The 16,690-nt window shown below is 70.2% G+C and carries 12 protein-coding genes; 3 read left to right on the top strand and 9 right to left on the bottom strand.

What is annotated here, in order from left to right; genetic code table 11:
* Positions 1 to 81 precede the first annotated feature (81 nt).
* Together ACFC09_RS07745 and ACFC09_RS07740 are read left to right on the top strand one after the other, a co-directional pair.
* Positions 82 to 768, top strand: coding sequence for an NUDIX hydrolase (locus tag ACFC09_RS07745; RefSeq protein ID WP_376524811.1), 687 nt, complete (start codon positions 82 to 84; stop codon positions 766 to 768).
* 97 nt (positions 769 to 865) lie between these two features.
* Positions 866 to 2,065, top strand: a complete 1,200-nt coding sequence (locus tag ACFC09_RS07740; protein WP_376524810.1) for a MarP family serine protease — start codon at positions 866 to 868, stop codon at positions 2,063 to 2,065.
* A gap of 141 nt (positions 2,066 to 2,206) precedes the next feature.
* Here the strand turns inward: ACFC09_RS07740 and ACFC09_RS07735 are convergent, their stop codons facing one another.
* The 8 genes from ACFC09_RS07735 to ACFC09_RS07700 all read right to left on the bottom strand — a co-directional run bounded on the left by ACFC09_RS07735 (position 2,207) and on the right by ACFC09_RS07700 (position 13,996).
* Positions 2,207 to 2,386: a hypothetical protein gene (locus ACFC09_RS07735; RefSeq protein WP_376524808.1), complete on the bottom strand. Its 180-nt coding sequence runs from the start codon at positions 2,384 to 2,386 to the stop codon at positions 2,207 to 2,209.
* 138 nt (positions 2,387 to 2,524) lie between these two features.
* The gene (locus ACFC09_RS07730) at positions 2,525 to 3,448 is read right to left on the bottom strand and encodes an alpha/beta fold hydrolase (protein WP_376524806.1); all 924 of its coding nucleotides are present in this window, start codon (positions 3,446 to 3,448) and stop codon (positions 2,525 to 2,527) included.
* Entirely contained in the window at positions 3,445 to 3,933 is a 489-nt protein-coding gene (locus ACFC09_RS07725) for a phage holin family protein (RefSeq protein ID WP_376524804.1), read from the bottom strand. The genes ACFC09_RS07730 and ACFC09_RS07725 overlap by 4 nt, the downstream gene beginning before the upstream one ends.
* Positions 3,934 to 4,023: 90 nt before the next feature.
* A complete protein-coding gene (gene nhaA, locus ACFC09_RS07720; RefSeq protein WP_376524802.1) occupies positions 4,024 to 5,460 on the bottom strand; it encodes a Na+/H+ antiporter NhaA in 1,437 nt (478 codons plus the stop codon).
* Between the two features lie 501 nt (positions 5,461 to 5,961).
* A complete protein-coding gene (acs, locus tag ACFC09_RS07715) occupies positions 5,962 to 7,926 on the bottom strand; it encodes an acetate--CoA ligase (RefSeq protein ID WP_376524800.1) in 1,965 nt (654 codons plus the stop codon).
* A gap of 368 nt (positions 7,927 to 8,294) precedes the next feature.
* Positions 8,295 to 8,948, bottom strand: coding sequence for a class I SAM-dependent methyltransferase (locus tag ACFC09_RS07710; protein ID WP_376524798.1), 654 nt, complete (start codon positions 8,946 to 8,948; stop codon positions 8,295 to 8,297).
* Positions 8,949 to 9,027: 79 nt separating this feature from the next.
* A complete protein-coding gene (locus ACFC09_RS07705) occupies positions 9,028 to 9,531 on the bottom strand; it encodes a hypothetical protein (RefSeq protein ID WP_376524797.1) in 504 nt (167 codons plus the stop codon).
* A 1,120-nt stretch (positions 9,532 to 10,651) separates the two neighbouring features.
* Complete coding sequence (locus tag ACFC09_RS07700) at positions 10,652 to 13,996, bottom strand: bifunctional SulP family inorganic anion transporter/carbonic anhydrase (protein ID WP_376524795.1); 3,345 nt, start codon at positions 13,994 to 13,996, stop codon at positions 10,652 to 10,654.
* A 330-nt stretch (positions 13,997 to 14,326) separates the two neighbouring features.
* Between ACFC09_RS07700 and ACFC09_RS07695 the strand changes: the two genes are divergently transcribed.
* Positions 14,327 to 15,589 (top strand): hypothetical protein, encoded by a 1,263-nt coding sequence (locus tag ACFC09_RS07695; RefSeq protein ID WP_376524793.1) that lies wholly within the window; start codon positions 14,327 to 14,329, stop codon positions 15,587 to 15,589.
* Positions 15,590 to 15,592: 3 nt separating this feature from the next.
* Here ACFC09_RS07695 and ACFC09_RS07690 read toward each other — a convergent pair whose 3' ends face one another.
* Positions 15,593 to 16,573 carry an ATP-binding protein gene (locus ACFC09_RS07690; RefSeq protein WP_376524792.1) on the bottom strand — a complete coding sequence of 327 codons (981 nt, stop codon included), beginning with the start codon at positions 16,571 to 16,573 and terminating at the stop codon, positions 15,593 to 15,595.
* Between the last annotated feature and the right edge of the window lie 117 nt (positions 16,574 to 16,690).

Raw genomic sequence — 16,690 nt, 5'->3', positions numbered from 1 at the left:
ACCGGCGAGGCGAGTACCAGCGGGGCGAACGCCGACGGGACGCGCGCGGGCAGGCCGCGGGATCCGCAGGTGACTCCGGAGATGCCGGAGACGCCGGAGACGCCGGTGGTGCCCAGCAAGGACGGGCTGCCCCACTGGCTGGACCCGGTGGTGCACGTCGTCGAGACGGTCGAGCCGCTACAGCTCAGCCGCTTCCTCCCGCCGGGGAACGGGGACGGACGGCAGTCGGCCGTACTGATCCTGTTCGGCGAGGGACAGCGGGGCCCGGAGCTGCTGCTCATGGAGCGCGCGAGTTCGCTGCGCTCGCACGCCGGCCAGCCCGCCTTCCCCGGTGGCGCCCTCGACCCCGAGGACGGCGACCCGACGGCCGACGGGCCGCTGCGGGCCGCTCTCCGCGAGGCCGAGGAGGAGACCGGGCTCGATCCCTCGGGCGTCCAGATCTTCGGCGTGCTGCCCAAGCTGTACATCCCGGTCAGCGGATTCGTCGTGACACCGGTGCTCGGCTGGTGGCGCGAGCCCAGCCCGGTCGGTGTCGTCGACCCGAACGAGACCGCGCGGGTCTTCACGGTCCCCGTGGCGGATCTCACGGACCCCGCCAACAGAGCCACCACGGTCCACCCGAGCGGTCACCGAGGTCCGGCATTCCTGGTCGAATCGGCGCTGGTGTGGGGGTTCACCGCCGGAATCATCGACCGCCTGCTGCACTACGCGGGCTGGGAGCGGCCCTGGGACGGGGACAGGCAGGTCCCGCTTGACGGGCGGGCATGACAGGGTGGCCTCCGTGCTGTGTTATCCCGGGGGTTTCCCTCGGCACTCCGGCCGTGCCGGTCGGACCGGAGCGTGACGAGGCGAGGTTCCTGAACAAGTGAATGTGCTGGACATCCTGCTGCTGGTCGCTGCCGTCTGGTTCGCGATCGTGGGCTATCGCCAGGGCTTCGTCGTCGGCATCCTGTCGGTGATCGGCTTCCTCGGTGGCGGTCTTGTCGCGGTCTATGTGCTGCCCGTGATCTGGGCCGCCATCACGGACCACGCCCAGGTCAACACGACCGCCGCCGTCGTCGCGGTCGTCGTCGTCATCGTCTGCGCCTCCATCGGGCAGGCCCTGACCACCCACCTCGGCAACAAGCTGCGCCGGTACATCACGTGGTCCCCGGCCCGCGCCCTGGACGCGACGGGCGGCGCGCTCGTCAACGTCGTCGCGATGCTGCTGGTCGCCTGGCTGATCGGCTCGGCCCTCGCGGGTACGACGCTGCCGACGCTCGGCAAGGAGGTCCGCAGCTCCAAGGTGCTCCTCGGTGTCTCCCGGGCGCTGCCCACGCAGGCCGACACCTGGTTCGCCGACTTCTCCACGGTCCTCGCGCAGAACGGCTTCCCGCAGGTCTTCAGCCCGTTCTCGAATGAGCCGATCACCGACGTCCAGCCGCCCGACCCGGCACTGGCGGGCAGCGGCGTGGCCACCCGCGCCCAGCGTTCCATCGTGAAGGTCGTGGGCACCGCTCAGAGCTGCGGAAAGGTCCTGGAGGGCACGGGCTTCGTCTTCGCCGACCGCCGTGTCATGACCAACGCGCATGTCGTCGGCGGCGTCGACGAGCCCACCGTGCAGATAGGCGGGGTCGGCCGCAGGTACGACGCGAAGGTCGTCCTCTACGACTGGCGGCGCGACATCGCCGTACTCGACGTACCGGACCTCGACGCCCCAGCCCTGCGGTTCACCTCCCAGGACGCGGCGAGCGGCGACAGCGCGATCGTCGCGGGCTTCCCGGAGAACGGGTCGTACGACGTCCGTGCCGCGCGTGTGCGCGGCCGCATCACGGCCAACGGTCCGGACATCTACCACCGCGGGACCGTCCGCCGGGACATCTACTCCCTCTACGCGACCGTCCGCCAGGGCAACTCCGGCGGCCCGCTGCTCACGCCGGACGGCAAGGTGTACGGCGTGGTGTTCGCGAAGTCCCTCGACGACGCCGACACCGGGTACGCGCTCACGGCGGACGAGATCCAGCAGGACATCACCCAGGGGCTCACGGCGAACCAGCAGGTGGGAACCGACCACTGTGCCCTGTAGGACACCGGTGGCCGTGCCCTGCTGGGCGCCGGTGGCTGTTCCCCGCCGGACACCGGCCTTCAGGTCACCGGCAACCGTGCCCCGCAGGACACGGGCTTTCAGGGCACTGGCAACCGTGCCCCGCAGGACCTCGTGGGACGGTCAGCCGCGGGAGTGACGCAGACGCACCGAGACCCAGCGGGCGCGGCGGCGCAGGATGCGCGGAATTCCTACCCGGAGGTCCGTGTCCGACGCCTGTGGCGTGCCCGGCCGACGGTGGTCCAGACCACCCGCCGAGCGACGGTTGCGGGGTGCGTCACTGTAGTCGTGCGTCCATCCCATACCGGGACGTCTGCCCCTGCCCCAAGGTCGATAACCGCTCCGAAGACCCTCAATTGGCCTATGCGCCAGGCATGTGGCCGTCCGTAGGCCGTCCGTAGGACAGGTGTTCAGGTTCGGATACCGGGCGCATCGGCGCCGTCACCGATCGGGTTCGGGATCTTTCAGCCAGTTGACGAGTTCGGCGGAGAAACCGGCCGGGTCCTCCTCGTGCGGAAAGTGTCCCAGACCGTCGAACAGCCGCCAGCGGTAGGGCGCTTCGACGTACTCGCCCGAGCCGGCCGCGCTCCGTGTGCGCACCACCGGGTCCAGCGAGCCGTGCAGATGCAGGGTGGGCACCCGCACCGGCCGCTTCATACGGCGGTTGAACTGGATACCGTCCGGTCGGGCCAGCGACCGCACCATCCAGCGGTACGGCTCGATCGCGCAGTGCGCGGTGGACGGGATGCACATCGCGCGCTGGTACGCCTCCACCGCCTGCCCGTCCGGGGACTGCGGCCCGGACCAGTCCCGGATCAGCCGGCCCACCAGCGCGCCGTCGTCGGCGGTGAGCTGCCGTTCGGGGACCCACGGCCGCTGGAAGCCCCAGATGTAGGACCCGGCGACCGTCTGCCGGGCGTCCCGCAGCATCGCCGAACGCCAGCGGCGCGGGTGCGGCATCGAGACGACCGCCAGCCGCCGGACCAGCTTGGGACGCATCGCGGCGGCCGTCCACGCAAGATAGCCGCCCAGGTCGTGGCCGACCACGGCGGCGTCCGGCTCGCCCAGGGAGCGGATCACGCCGGTCACGTCCAGGGCGAGGTTGGCGGGATCGTAGCCGCGCGGGGTGCGGTCGCTGCCGCCCACACCGCGCAGGTCCATGGCCACGGCACGGAAGCCCGCGTCGGCGAGGGCGACCAGTTGCTGCCGCCAGGTCCACCAGAACTGCGGGAAGCCGTGCAGCAACAGGACGAGCGGACCGTCGCCCAGCTCCGCCATGTGGAAACGGGCGCCGTTCGCCGCGACGTCCCGGTGCGTCCAGGGACCTTCGATCCGTACGGCCGTATAAGCGGCGGGGTCCGTCATGACGACGAGCGTGCCACAGCCTCGATGGCCTCGGGCACCCGGTCGTGCGGCAGCTCCGGGCGCGGGTGCGGCTTGGCGTTCTGCAGGACGCCCGCCGTCTCCTTCACGGACGCGGCCACCTTCTGCGGGCCCTTGCCCTTCTTGGCCTTCTTGAAGAAGTAGATGCTGATCAGCGCGAGAAGGACCGCGACCAGGACGTTCGCGGCGAAGGACAGGACGAAGCAGAGCGCGAGGTTCCAGCCGGTCCAGGTCCGAATGCCGTACGCAAGCGCGAAGTTGAGCATCGGCAACGAGAACAGCAGGACCAGGGCGGCCACCGCGAGGGCGCCCGTGCCCACGCCGCCGCGCTTGACGTCCTGCTTGAGCTGTGCCTTGGCCAGCGCGATCTCGTCGTGCACCAGTGCCGACATCTCGGCGGTCGCCGAGGCGACCAATTGGCCGATGCTGCGTTCGGCGCCGACCGGGCTGCCGTCGGGTGCGCTCATCGCGGTCTCCCTCTCCTGCGTACGCCGCGCGTACGGATCCGTCTTCTGCCTGACTGCGTACGGTCCCGTAATTTGTACCGTCTCGTCAGATCATGCCGGACGGTCGTTCTCCTCGCCTGCCCCGCCCGGCACTTCGGCAGGCCCGTGGCGCGCGTCGGTCATCTCCCGGGCCAGGCGCCGGTGCTCGGCTGCCTTGCGCTCGTGGATGTCGGCCATGCGCAGGTGGTAGGCGGGGTCGTCCTCCTCGTAGACGTCCGGGATGCCGTCGCTGTCCTCGTCCCGCTCCTCCTCCGCGCACAACCGGCGGTACTTGGCGTTGCGGATCTTCAGCAGCACCGTCGCGCCCAGGGCCGCGATCAGTGATCCGCTCAGTACGGCCGCCTTGACCTCGTCGGTCAGCACCGCGTCGCCGACGAAGGCGAGTTCCCCGATGAGCAGCGACACGGTGAAGCCGATGCCGGCGAGGGAGGCGAGCGCGAACACGTCGGCCCAGGCGAGGTCGTCGCTGAGCGAGGCCCGGGTGAAGCGCGCGGTCAGCCAGGTGCCGCCGAAGATACCGACCGTCTTGCCGACGACCAGGCCGAGCACCACGCCCAGGGTCTCCGGCTGGCTGAACACGTCCCCGAGCGCGCGCGCCGAGACGGACACGCCGGCACTGAACAGCGCGAACAGCGGCACGGCGAGCCCTGCCGACAGCGGGCGCACGAGATGCTCGATCCGCTCGCCGGGTGACCGGTCTTCACCCTCGTGGGTGGTGCAACGCAGCATCAGGCCCATCGCCACACCCGCGATGGTCGCGTGGACGCCGCTCTTGTACATCAGGGCCCAGATCACAACCGCGAGCGGTACGTACACGTACCAGCCGCGCACTCCCTTGCGCAGCAGCAGCCAGTAGACGACGAGCCCGGCCACCGCGCCGCCGAGCGCCGCGTAGTCGAGCCGGCTGGTGTAGAAGACGGCGATGATCAGGATCGCGAACAGGTCGTCGACGACGGCGAGTGTCAGCAGGAAGGCGCGCAGGGCGCTGGGCAGGGAGGTGCCGATGACCGCGAGCACGGCCAGCGCGAACGCGATGTCGGTGGCGGTCGGCACGGCCCAGCCCCGGAGCGAGCCGCCGTCGGCCAGATTGGTGAGGGTGTAGACGAGGGCGGGCGCGGCCATTCCGCACAGCGCCGCGATGACGGGCAGCACGGCGGCCTTCGGGTCCCGCAGGTCACCGGCGACCAGTTCACGTTTGAGTTCGATACCGGCGACGAAGAAGAAGACCGCCAGCAGTCCGTCGGCGGCCCAGTGCGCGACGGAGAGGTTCAGGCCGAGGGGCGCGGGTCCCAGGTGGAAGTGGCTGACGCTCGTGTAGCTGTGCCCCAGCGCCGGTATGTTCGCCCAGATCAGCGCGGCGATCGCGGCGGCCAGCAGCAGGACGCCGCCCACCGTCTCGGTCCGCAGGGCGTCCGCGACGAACCTCCGCTCGGGCAGCGACAGCCGGCCGAGGACCTTGCGGGCGGTGGCGGAGCGGGGTGCGGTCACGGGGGAGACCTCCGGTGGGTGGGCACGGCAGAACACATGCCGACCAGACTTCCCGGCGCACCTTGCAAACCTTTTCGAATTTTAACGCTTTCTGTATTTTACTCGACGCGCTGACGGGCCTTTCGGGTGATCTTCACTCTCTGTGCGAATGGGGTAGGGCGGTGTGGGGTGTGTGGTTGGTGTGGGCAGTGTGGTGGTTGGTGTGGCTTGGTGGGGTTGGCGCGGTCGGTGGTGGCGGCGGTGATTGGCGCGGTCGGTGGTGGCGGAGCGGTTGGGCTGGGCACCGTCGTCAGCGCCACGCAAGGCAGGCCGGTACGCCTGGCGAGGGCGCCACGCATGGCAAGCCGGTAGGCGCGGCAAGCTGTAGCCGTACGCGGTAGGAGCTCTACGCCCGGCCAGCCGTACGGGACAAGTACGTACGCACAAGGGGCGCCCCGCTCTCGGGGCGCCCCTGTCGGTGGTGCTGGGCCTATCTCCGGCCGTGGTGCTTCCGCCTGGTGCTCAGTCCTCGCTGGGTGCTGCCGGGAGCTTCTGCTGGATGAGGTCCATGACGGTCGAGTCCGTCAGTGTGGTGACGTCGCCGAGTTGGCGGTTCTCCGCGACGTCGCGCAGCAGACGGCGCATGATCTTGCCCGAGCGGGTCTTCGGCAGTTCCGCGACCGGCAGGATCCGCTTCGGCTTGGCGATGGGACCGAGCGTGGCGCCGACGTGGTTGCGCAGGTCGTTGACCAGGCTCTCGTCCTCGGACGCCGTACCGCGCAGGATCACGAAGGCGACGATCGCCTGGCCCGTCGTCTCGTCAGCCGCGCCGACCACGGCCGCCTCGGCGACCGACGGGTGGGAGACCAGCGCGGACTCGACCTCGGTCGTGGAGATGTTGTGCCCGGACACGAGCATCACGTCGTCGACGCGGCCGAGGAGCCAGATGTCCCCGTCCTCGTCCTTCTTCGCCCCGTCACCGGCGAAGTACTTGCCCTCGAACCGAGACCAGTAGGTGTCCAGGAACCGCTGGTCGTCACCCCAGATGGTGCGCAGCATCGACGGCCACGGCTCGGTGAGCACGAGATAGCCACCGCCGCCGTTGGGCACCTCGTTCGCGTCGTCGTCCACGACCGTGGCGGAGATGCCGGGCAGCGGGCGCTGCGCGGAGCCCGGCTTGGCCTCGGTCACGCCGGGCAACGGGGAGATCATCATCGCGCCGGTCTCGGTCTGCCACCAGGTGTCCACGACCGGGGTCCGGTCGGCCCCGATGTGCTTGCGGTACCAGACCCAAGCCTCGGGGTTGATCGGCTCGCCCACGGACCCCAGCACACGCAGGCTGCTGAGATCGAACTTCGCGGGGATGTCGTCACCCCACTTCATGAACGTGCGGATGGCGGTCGGCGCCGTGTACAGGATCGTCACCCCGTACTTCTGCACGATCTCCCAGAACCGGCCCTGGTGCGGGGTGTCCGGCGTGCCCTCGTACATGACTTCGGTGGCGCCGTTGGCGAGCGGCCCGTAGACGATGTACGAGTGCCCGGTCACCCAGCCGACGTCGGCCGTGCACCAGTACACGTCCGTCTCCGGCTTGAGGTCGAAGACGGCGTGGTGGGTGTACGCCGCCTGCGTGAGGTAGCCGCCGGAGGTGTGCAGGATGCCCTTCGGCTTACCCGTCGTGCCGGACGTGTAGAGGATGAACAGCGGGTGCTCCGCCTCGAACGCCTCCGGCGTGTGCTCGGCGGACTGCCGCTCGACGATCTCGTGCCACCACACGTCGCGCTCGTCGTGCCAGGCGACCTCCTGGCCGGTGCGGCGGACGACCAGCACGTGCTCCACGTTGTCCACGCGCTCGACCGCGTCGTCCACGGCCGGCTTGAGCGCGGACGGCTTGCCGCGCCGCCAGCCGCCGTCGGAGGTGATGACGACCTTGGCGTCGGCGTCCTGGATGCGGGTGGCGAGCGCGTCCGCCGAGAAGCCGCCGAAGACGACCGAGTGCGCGGCGCCGATACGGGCCGAGGCCAGCATCGCGATCGCCGTCTCCGGAATCATCGGCATGTAGATCGCGACCCGGTCACCCGCGCGGACCCCCAACTCCAGCAGCGCGTTGGCGGCCTTGGAGACCTCGTCCTTCAGCTCGGCGTAGGTGATCGCGCGGCTGTCGCCGGGCTCGCCCTCGAAGTGAATGGCGACCCGGTCGCCGTGCCCCGCCTCGACATGGCGGTCCACGCAGTTGTACGCGACGTTGAGTCGGCCGTCCTTGAACCACTTGGCGAACGGCGGGTTCGACCAGTCCAGCGTCTCCGTAGGCTGCACGGCCCAGGACAGCCGACGGGCCTGCTCGGCCCAGAAGCCGAGCCTGTCAGCCTTGGCCTGTTCGTACGCCTCTGCGGTGACGTTGGCGTGCGCGGCCAGGTCAGCGGGCGGCGCGAAGCGTCGCTCCTCCTTCAAGAGGTTGGAGAGGGAAGGACTCTCGTTAGTTGTCATCGACGCACCATCCCAAGTGGTTTAGACCATTAGCCGAGCCCGATTCTCCGGGGGCGTGCAAGGCGGGTCAACCCTTTCCCCGATCCTGGCATCCGCGTGTCCCAGGCTCAACGAGCAACGGCCCCCGGAGGCATCTCCCAGGGGCCACGCTACTCAGCGCACACGGCTCGCAACCGAGCGCCAAGCGGTATCAGTGAATCATGCACGCACTTGAGCACGCATGCCTAAATGGGGTCCGGTGCACGAAGTCCCCGCCGAACTGCCTCGCCTACCGGTGATGCCCCGCGTGAGGGGCGCTCTGTGGCGCAGATACTGAGAGGCCCTGCCCATCCGCCACGGAGGGAGCGGACGAGCGGGGCCGCATGGTGTCAAGCGCGCGCCCGGACAATGAGAGTGCCGATGTGGCCGGCCTTCGGAGCGTCTACCACTGTCGCCTCAGCGGAGGCGAAGCCGGCCCGGACGAGGTGCCGCTCCCACACCGCGGGCTTGTAGCTGTAGCGGTAGGTGAACATGGCCTTGCCCGCGAAGCCGTCCTTGTACATGCCCTGGGGGCCGTAGGCGCCGGGGATGGCCGGCGGCTGAGAGAACACGAACATGCCCCCCGGCACCAGGTGCTCGCGGACGAGGGGAAAGAGGCAAGAGGGGTCGGTGAACCAGGCCGCGCCGAAGATCGAGTACACCGCGTCATACCGGCCCTGGTCGGCGGTAAGCCAGTCCAGGACCTCTCCCTGCTCGATCCACACGCCGAGCGACGCCCACTTCCCGCCTGCGCGCTGCACCATGCGCGGCGACAGGTCGACGCCGGTGGTTTTGACGCCCAATCGGGCGAGATGGGCCAGGGCGCGGCCAGTGCCGCAACCGATCTCCAGCACGGATTCCGGGGCGCCCAGCAGCTCGGGGCCGGGTCCGTGGCCGGCGTACTGGGTCCAGCAGAACGAGGGCTCGGCGTCGTCCTTGAAGGCGGAATCGGCGAAGGCGTTCCACAGTTCGGTCTCGGCGGCGATGTCGTGCGGTACGGGCACCGGGCGTTCCTTCGGATCGTTGAGATGCGGGAGCCCCCGCCCTCGGGGAGCTGTGAGGGCGGGGGCGACTGTAGCGGGGTCAGTGGCTGTCGGGAACCTTGTCATTGCACGGCGAGCAGTCCGCGCCGTCGATGGCCCACAGTTCCTCGTCGACCGGCCAGCCCTGTGCCTTCAGGAAGTCGCCGGTACGCAGGCACAGGCCGTCGCGGCGGCGTTCGATGAAGGGGGCGTGGTGCTTGAACCGGCCGCCGTTGTAGACGCGGCAGATGCCCCACCAGACGGGTGTGTCGAGGATCAACTGGTGGACGCCGATGTCGACGAGCTTGCCGACACCGAGGTGCACGTCAGGGCTCTCGATGGAGCCCATGACGTACATGACGGCGTTGCCGAGGATCCGTTCGGCCATGCCGCGGACCATGGTGTGGTCGCGCAGGAGCAGTGCGACCTCGCGGTCCCAGATGCTCATGCGGCTGCCGAAGATGTTGACGGTCAGCTCGGTGATGTGCGGCGCGACCGAGTTCAGCAACTCCTGCGGGTCTCGGGTGGTGTTGGGTGCGGTGGGACTGTCGAGCGCGATGGACACGATTCCCTCCGTGGTTGGACGGCTGCCCTCTGGGGTGAGGGCGTGGGCCCGCCCGGCTCGGCGCGCACGGGCTGCGGAGCTGGGTGGGGGTCTGTGGTGGAGCGGCCCGCGCAGGTGGGGCAGGCGTAGACCTCGTTGTCGAGGATGTGGGCACCGCTCCGGCCGCGCGCGATGCCGGCCGACTGGGCGCCGATGACGCCGATGAGGCTCTTGCCGCACCAGCAGCAGGCCCATCCCGAGTACTGGGCGTAGGTGAGCGAGGCGGCGGGCGGCGGCTCGGGCGGGGGGTTCATGGCCGTTCGGTTCGGTGGCGCGGGCACTTGCACGGCGGGTAGCCGTCCGTGAGCGGTGGCAGTTCCGGGGCGGGAGGGACGATGACCTTTCCACTGTCGTGGATGATCGCCCCCGAGCGGTCCACCCGGTAGACGCGCATGGTCATGTAGCCACGGGCGGGCTCCACGCGTGCCGGGGCCTGGTCTGCCGTACTGGGTCTGCCGGGCCTGTTGAGGGTCACCGCCGGTCCCCGGTGGCGAGGGCGGTCAGCACCCCCGAGCACCCCTGAGCACCCGCCGAACTCCAGCCGAACCGCCCGCCGTTGCCCGGCGGGCGGTTCGGCGTTGGAGGCCAGCGGCCCTCTTGCAGGACCGCGAAAAAAACTAACGGGGCGAGATGCGGTGTGGCGGCAAGTGGTGTTGTGCGTGCGGTGATGCGGGCACCGTCTGGAGTGGTGTCGACCCGGTGCCTGTTCGGTGCGGTGCGGTGCGGTGCGGTGCGGTTCGGCGCGGCGCGGCGCGGTTCGGCGCGGCGCGGGTGCGGTTGGGCTGGGTTGGGCGTAGGGCCGTGTCTCGTGTCGGCCAGGCCGGGGGCTGCTTGCGGTGGCCGGCGAGTTGCAGAGCACGGATGGTCCGGGGACGGGCGGCCCAGGACTGTGATGCGAGTGACTCCTGTGATGCTTGTGACGCACGCGATCTCACACTTGCGGCTTTCCTTCTTTCGTTCCCTTTCCCCTCCCCTCCCCCACCCACCCCACCCCGCTCACTGCGCCTTGACCCCGGCGCTGGCCCGCCGGGCTCAGGGCGTCCCGACCAGTCCGGCTTACGTTGCCCGGCCCCCGCCCCGGTCACGCGGGGCTGGGCAACTCCTCCGCCCCGGGCACGTGCTGGAACACCTCCTCCCCGCTCGCGCCACCGAGCAGATACGCCTGTGCCTCGCCCACGTGGAAATACATCCCGTGCAACTCCAGCGCACCCGCCGCCCGCGCCCTGGCCACCGAATCGTGGGCCTGGAGATGCTCCAGTTGCTGGACCACATTGGTCAGGCAGAGCTGTTCCACCGCGTCGGCAGCCGTCCGCCCGGCCAGCCGCGCTTGCGGACGGCTGCCGTCTGCCATCCGCAGCAGGCTCGGCTGCCCGTGACGCAGCCACCGGCCGAGCGGCGACCGCCCGTCCTCCGGGGCGGAGTCGAGCAGCGCCTGCATGGCTCCGCACCCGGAGTGCCCGCACACCGTGATGGAGCGCACGTTCAGCACATCCACCGCGTACTCGATCGCGGCACCCACCGAGTCGTCGCCGCCCTCCGCACCGGGCAGCGGCACCAGGTTCCCGACGTTGCGGACGACGAAGAGGTCGCCGGGGCCACTGGAGGTGATCATCGACGTGACGAGCCGGGAGTCGGCGCAGGTGAGGAAGAGTTGGGACGGACGCTGCCCCTCCCGTGCCAGCCGTGCCAACTCGCTCCGCACCAGAGGCGCGGTGTTGCGCTGGAACGCGCTGATCCCGCGTGCCAGTTCACGCCCACCGGAACTGCGGGCCGCGCCGGCAACGCTGCCCACGCCGCTGTCCGCACGGGTACCCGTGCCGGTGTGGTCACCGGTGCTGGTGTGGTCACCGGTGCTGGTGTGGTCACCGGTGCGGATGACAGGGTCGACTGCGAAGCGCGAGCCCAAGGCGGAGCCCGAGACCCAGCCGGAGCCAGAGGCCGTGACCGGGCGCAAGCCCGAACCGGGGGTCGAGCCCGACCGGGAGCCCCAGCCCCAGCCCGAGTCCGCGGCCGGACCGAAGCCCGAGCCCCGGTTCGGGCGTGCACCCGCGCCCGTGCCTGTGCCCGCGCCCGCGCCCGCACCCGCACCCGTGCCCGTGCCCGCACCCGTGCCCGTGCCCGTGCCCGTGCCCGCACCCGTGCCCGTGCCCGTGCCGGAGGCTGCCGCTCCCTTCGCCGAACCAGCAGCCGAACCGGAGCCCGTGACCGCCCCGGCTGCCGAGCCAGAGCCCGCCCCGGCTCCCGATCCCTGGCCCGCTCCCGCAGCCCAGCCCGAGCCTGAACTCGAATCCGCACCGCCTCCCGGGCCCGCACCGCCCCCTGAGCCCGCACCGGTATCTACCCCCACACCGGTACTGACGCCGCCGGAAGCTGCCGAGTCCAGCCCGGAGCCGGAGCCGGAGCCGGAGCCGGAGCCGGAGCCGGCGGCGGCCGGGGCGGTGCTAGCGCCGGAATCGCTGCCTCCGCCGCCGCTGTCGCCCCCAACGAAGCCATTGCTTCTGTCACCGACGCCGCTCCGACTGCCGACGCCACCCGCTGCGCCGTTGTCGCTGCCTCCCCTCTGCCCGGTCTCGTCAGAGGCCGTATGTCCGTTGTCGCTGCCTCCCCTCTGCCCGACCCCGTCCGAAGCCAGATGTCCGCTGCCGCTGCCCGCCAGCCCGACCCCGTCCGAAGCCAAGTGCCCGTTGCCGTTGCCGTCCGGCGCCCCAGCCTCATCAGGAGCCCGGCCGCTGCTGTCGCCGTCATCTCGCAGACGCACCCGATCGCCCTGACCGCCGTGCCCGTCCTGACTGCCGTGCCCGCCCTGACCGCCGGACGGCATGACGCACTGGTGGTTGCGCCATGGCGTCCAGGGCCGGCAGTGGCATTCGGTGGAGGCGGTGGCGGCCCGCGCGCTGGGCCGCAGTCCCGTGCGGCAGCCGGTCAGCTCGGCGGTGCCACCCTGCCGGGTGTGCGAGGTCCGCCAGTCCTGCAGTGACTCGTACGCCGCGTGGTCCATGAACGAACCGTCAAACTCCACCACGGCGTAGGCGCCTTGGGGTACGAGATGCAGGGCTCGGCTGAGGCGGGGCACCGCCAGGAACGTCAACTGTCCGCGTACATGTACGTGATGGACTCCTCCCTTCTCTTCATGCGTGATACGGGTGCGCGCCAGGCGGTGCATGGCGACGGCGACGGCCACGGCGACGCCGGACACCACGCCCTCCAGGACGCCCAGGAACACCACGCCGAGTGTGGTGACGGCGTACACCAGCACTTCTCTGTGGCGGGTCACCGTGCGGATGTGGTGCAGCGACACCATCTGGATGCCGACGGCCATCACCAGGGCGGCGAGTGAGGCGAGCGGGATGAGGTCCAGGACCGGAACCATCAGCAGCGCGGCGACTACTACGAAAACGCCGTGCAGCATCGTGGAGTTCCGGCTCACGGCACCGGATTGCACATTCGCCGAACTCCGCACCGCCACGCCCGCGACCGGCAGCCCGCCGAGCGCCCCGGAGACGATGTTGGCCGAGCCCTGTCCGAGTAGTTCACGGTCCAGGTCGGAGCGGCCGACGTGGGGTTTCGGTCCGCGGCGGGCTGCGGCCATCTTGTCCACGGCGACCGCGCCGAGCAACGACTGCACGCTGCACACCAGCGTGGTGGTGAAGACGGCGGCGGCCAGCCCGAGCACCGGCCCCTCGGGCAGCCCGGCCAGGGCGTGGCTGCTCCAGGACGGCAGGTCGACGGTGGGCAGGACGAGCCCGGAGAGTGAGGCGGTCGCGGTGGCGCCGGTGACGGCCACGAGGGCGGCCGGGATCTTGCGCAGCAGCCGGCCCGGCCTGCCGGGGAGCCGTGGCCAGGTCAGGAGCAGGGCCAGGGTCAGGGCGCTCATCGACACCGCGCCGGGATGCAGTCCGGCCAACTGGGCGGGCAGCGCGACGATGTTGTCGAAGACGGCGCTCTGCGGGGTGCCCCCCAGCACGACGTGCAACTGGGCGATGGCGATGGTCACGCCGATGCCGGCGAGCATGCCGTGCACCACGGCAGGGCTGACGGCGAGGGCGGTCCGGGCCACGCGCAGGCAGCCCAGGCCCAGTTGGGCGAGGCCGGCGAGAACGGTGATGGCGCACGTCGTACGCCATCCGTAGCGGTGGATCAGGTCGGCGGTGACGACCGTGAGTCCGGCGGCCGGGCCGCTGACCTGGAGCGGGCTGCCGCCGAGCCGTCCGGCGACGATCCCGCCGACGGCGGCGGCGACCAGACCGGCCTGGAGCGGGGCGCCGGTGGCGAGGGCGATGCCGAGGGACAGCGGGAGCGCGATCAGGAAGACCGCGATCGATGCGGACACGTCGGCACCCGCGATGCGGAACCGGCGGGCCGGGCCCGGTGGCGGGCTGTGTGGTTGGTGCAGGTGCTGGGGCTGGGTGTGGACGCAGGCTGACATGTTTCCCGTCTCCTCCGGGGCAGCGCGGTCGCGGAAGGGGGTCCCGTCGGCGACGGGCGCGGGCATGGCCGTGGGGTACGGCGTGCAGCGGCGGCATGTACCAATGTTGGGTAAATGAATCGTAATTCAGAGTAAAGGTCATGCATGTATTTTCTGTGCAAATGGGGCATGGCTTCACCTATTGAGGTGAAGTGCGCCGCTTATCGGCTTGTCGTATTAATTCCTTCTCGACCCCGTGCGATCTTGACGGCGCTGTCGGCACAACCCGGCACATCGCCAGAAAACGCCTGACCAGCGTTTGCCTGAGAGAAGGAAGAAGGTGGGCGGAACATGGCCACCCCCCAGAGGATCGCCGCGGGCGCCGTGGTCGCCGCGGCGTGTGCCGCGTCGCTCGCCGGTTGCGCGACCGGCTCCGACCGTTCGAAGGGGGCGCCAGGCCCGCAGCAGGGGGCGCCGGCGCCCAACAGCGTGCTCCGTCTCATCGGCGACGGATCAACCGCCTACACCGGGGTGCAGCCCCACCTGCCCAGACCCGAACGGCTCAAGTCCGGCGAGAAGCCACCGCAGTTCGTGGTGTTCTCCTGGGACGGTGCCGGCGAGGACAGCCAGAAGCTGTTCTCCCACTTCCGCAAGGTCGCCAAGGCCAACAACGCGACCATGACGTTCTTCCTCAGCGGCGTCTACATGCTGCCGGAGGAGAAACGCGACCTCTACCGTCCTCCGCAGCACTCACCGGGCCGCTCCGACATCGGATTCAACGACGAGCAGGGGATTGCCGACACCATCAAGCAACTGCGCCTCGCCTGGCTGGAGGGCAACGAGATCGGCACCCACTTCAACGGCCACTTCTGCGGCCCCGACGGCGGGGTCGGCGAGTGGTCGGTGGAGGACTGGAAGAGCGAGATCGCCCAGGCCAAGCAGTTTGTGAAGAACTGGAAGACCAACAGCGGTCTGACGAAGTCGGCGCCGCTGCCCTTCGACTACGACAAGGAGCTGATCGGCGCCCGCACCCCCTGCCTCGAAGGCCGGAAGAACTTCATGAAGGCGGCCCGTGAGCTGGGCTTCCGCTACGACACCAGCGGTGTCGACGACCAGGTCTGGCCCAAGAAGAAGGAGGGGCTGTGGGACCTGTCCATGCAGCTCGTTCCCTTCCCCGGCCACACCTACGAGCAGCTGACCATGGACTACAACTTCATGAACGCTCAGTCCGGCACCTCGACCCAGGGCGACCCCGACAAACACGACTACTGGGGCGATCAGATGCGCGACGGCCTGCTCCAGGGATTCAACCGGGCCTACAACGGCAACCGCGCCCCCCTGGTGATCGGCAACCACTTCGAGTCCTGGAACGGCGGCACCTACATGCGTGCCATCGACGAGGTCGTGGAACAGGTGTGCAACAAGCCGGAGGTGCGCTGTGTGTCCTTCCGGCAACTGGCCGACTGGCTGGACGCCCAGGACCCGCAGGCGCTGGCCAAGCTGCGCACCCTGGAGGTGGGCCAGGCGCCCAAGCAGGACTGGGCGTCCTTCCTTTCGGCCCGCCCCGCCCCGGCCCCGAAAGGGGCGCCCGGGGCGTCGGCGGTCAAGCAGTAACCGTCAGGCGGGGGTGGTCACGCCCTCGCCGAGCACGAAGGCGGGGTCGACCTGCGCGGCCAGGTCGGCCCCGGTGCGCTCGTTCGCCCACGCCTCGGCGTTCTTCAGGTGGAAGTGCACCATCTGGCGGGTGTAGTGCTCCCAGTCCCGATGCTCGTACCTCGCGTCGGCGGCCGTCTGGAGCGCGTCCAGGGCGTGGCGGTTGGCGTCCTCCAGCAGTTCGAACCGGGGTGGTCGGCCCTTCTCCATGGCACGCACCCAGTCCGAATGCCCGACGGTGACGAGCAGATCGTCCCCGACCTCCGTGCGGAGGAAGTCGAGGTCGTCCTGACCCTGCACCTTGTTGCCGACGACCCGCAGGGCGACGCCGAAGTCCCGGGCGTACTCCTTGTACTGGCGATAGACGGAGACCCCCTTCCGGGTCGGCTCGGCGACGAGGAACGTGATGTCGAAGCGGGTGAACATCCCGGAGGCGAAGGAGTCCGAACCGGCGGTCATGTCGACCACGACGTACTCGTCGCGGCCGTCGACCAGGTGGTTGAGGAACAGCTCCACCGCTCCCGTCTTGGAGTGGTAGCAGGCGACCCCCAGGTCGGCGTCCGTGAAGGGCCCGGTGACCATCAAACGGACGGCGCCGCCGTCGAGTTCCACCGGTCGCGCGCAGGCGTCGTAGACCGGGTTGGGTTCGCGGACCCGGACCAGCCGGGAGCCCTCGCCGGGCGGGGTCGTTTTGATCATCGTCGCGGCGGAGGTGATGCGCGGGTTCGCGCCGCGCAGATAGTTCTTGATCAGTGGCAGTTGCCTGCCCATCGCGGGCAGCGCGGCCGCTTCCGCCTCGTCGAGGCCGAGGGCGGCGCCCAGGTGCTGGTTGATGTCGGCGTCGATGGCGAGGACCGGGGCGCCCGTGGCCGTGAGATGGCGGACGAAGAGGGAGGAGAGCGTGGTCTTGCCGCTGCCCCCCTTCCCGACGAAAGCAATTTTCATGTTCACGAAGGGTAGTGGCGTGATCACTGTACGGGGCACGCTGTGGGAGAAGACCACTCCTTCGTGGGGTGGTGATCGAAGGGGGCGCGAAGTCCGCCGGGGGACGGCGGACGGGCA

Source organism: Streptomyces sp. NPDC056161 (assembly GCF_042268025.1).
Taxonomy (GTDB): domain Bacteria; phylum Actinomycetota; class Actinomycetes; order Streptomycetales; family Streptomycetaceae; genus Streptomyces.
This window is presented reverse-complemented; position numbering and strand designations above follow the sequence as displayed.

Bases quoted from the DNA above. Each gene is read 5' to 3' on its own strand.
- ACFC09_RS07745 (WP_376524811.1), top strand. From the start codon at position 82: ATGCCGGAGACGCCGGAGACGCCGGTGGTGCCCAGCAAGGACGGGCTG.
- ACFC09_RS07735 (WP_376524808.1), bottom strand. From the start codon at position 2,386: ATGGGATGGACGCACGACTACAGTGACGCACCCCGCAACCGTCGCTCG.
- ACFC09_RS07730 (WP_376524806.1), bottom strand. From the start codon at position 3,448: ATGACGGACCCCGCCGCTTATACGGCCGTACGGATCGAAGGTCCCTGG.
- ACFC09_RS07725 (WP_376524804.1), bottom strand. From the start codon at position 3,933: ATGAGCGCACCCGACGGCAGCCCGGTCGGCGCCGAACGCAGCATCGGC.
- acs (WP_376524800.1), bottom strand. From the start codon at position 7,926: ATGACAACTAACGAGAGTCCTTCCCTCTCCAACCTCTTGAAGGAGGAG.
- ACFC09_RS07700 (WP_376524795.1), bottom strand. From the start codon at position 13,996: ATGTCAGCCTGCGTCCACACCCAGCCCCAGCACCTGCACCAACCACAC.
- ACFC09_RS07695 (WP_376524793.1), top strand. From the start codon at position 14,327: ATGGCCACCCCCCAGAGGATCGCCGCGGGCGCCGTGGTCGCCGCGGCG.
- ACFC09_RS07690 (WP_376524792.1), bottom strand. From the start codon at position 16,573: ATGAAAATTGCTTTCGTCGGGAAGGGGGGCAGCGGCAAGACCACGCTC.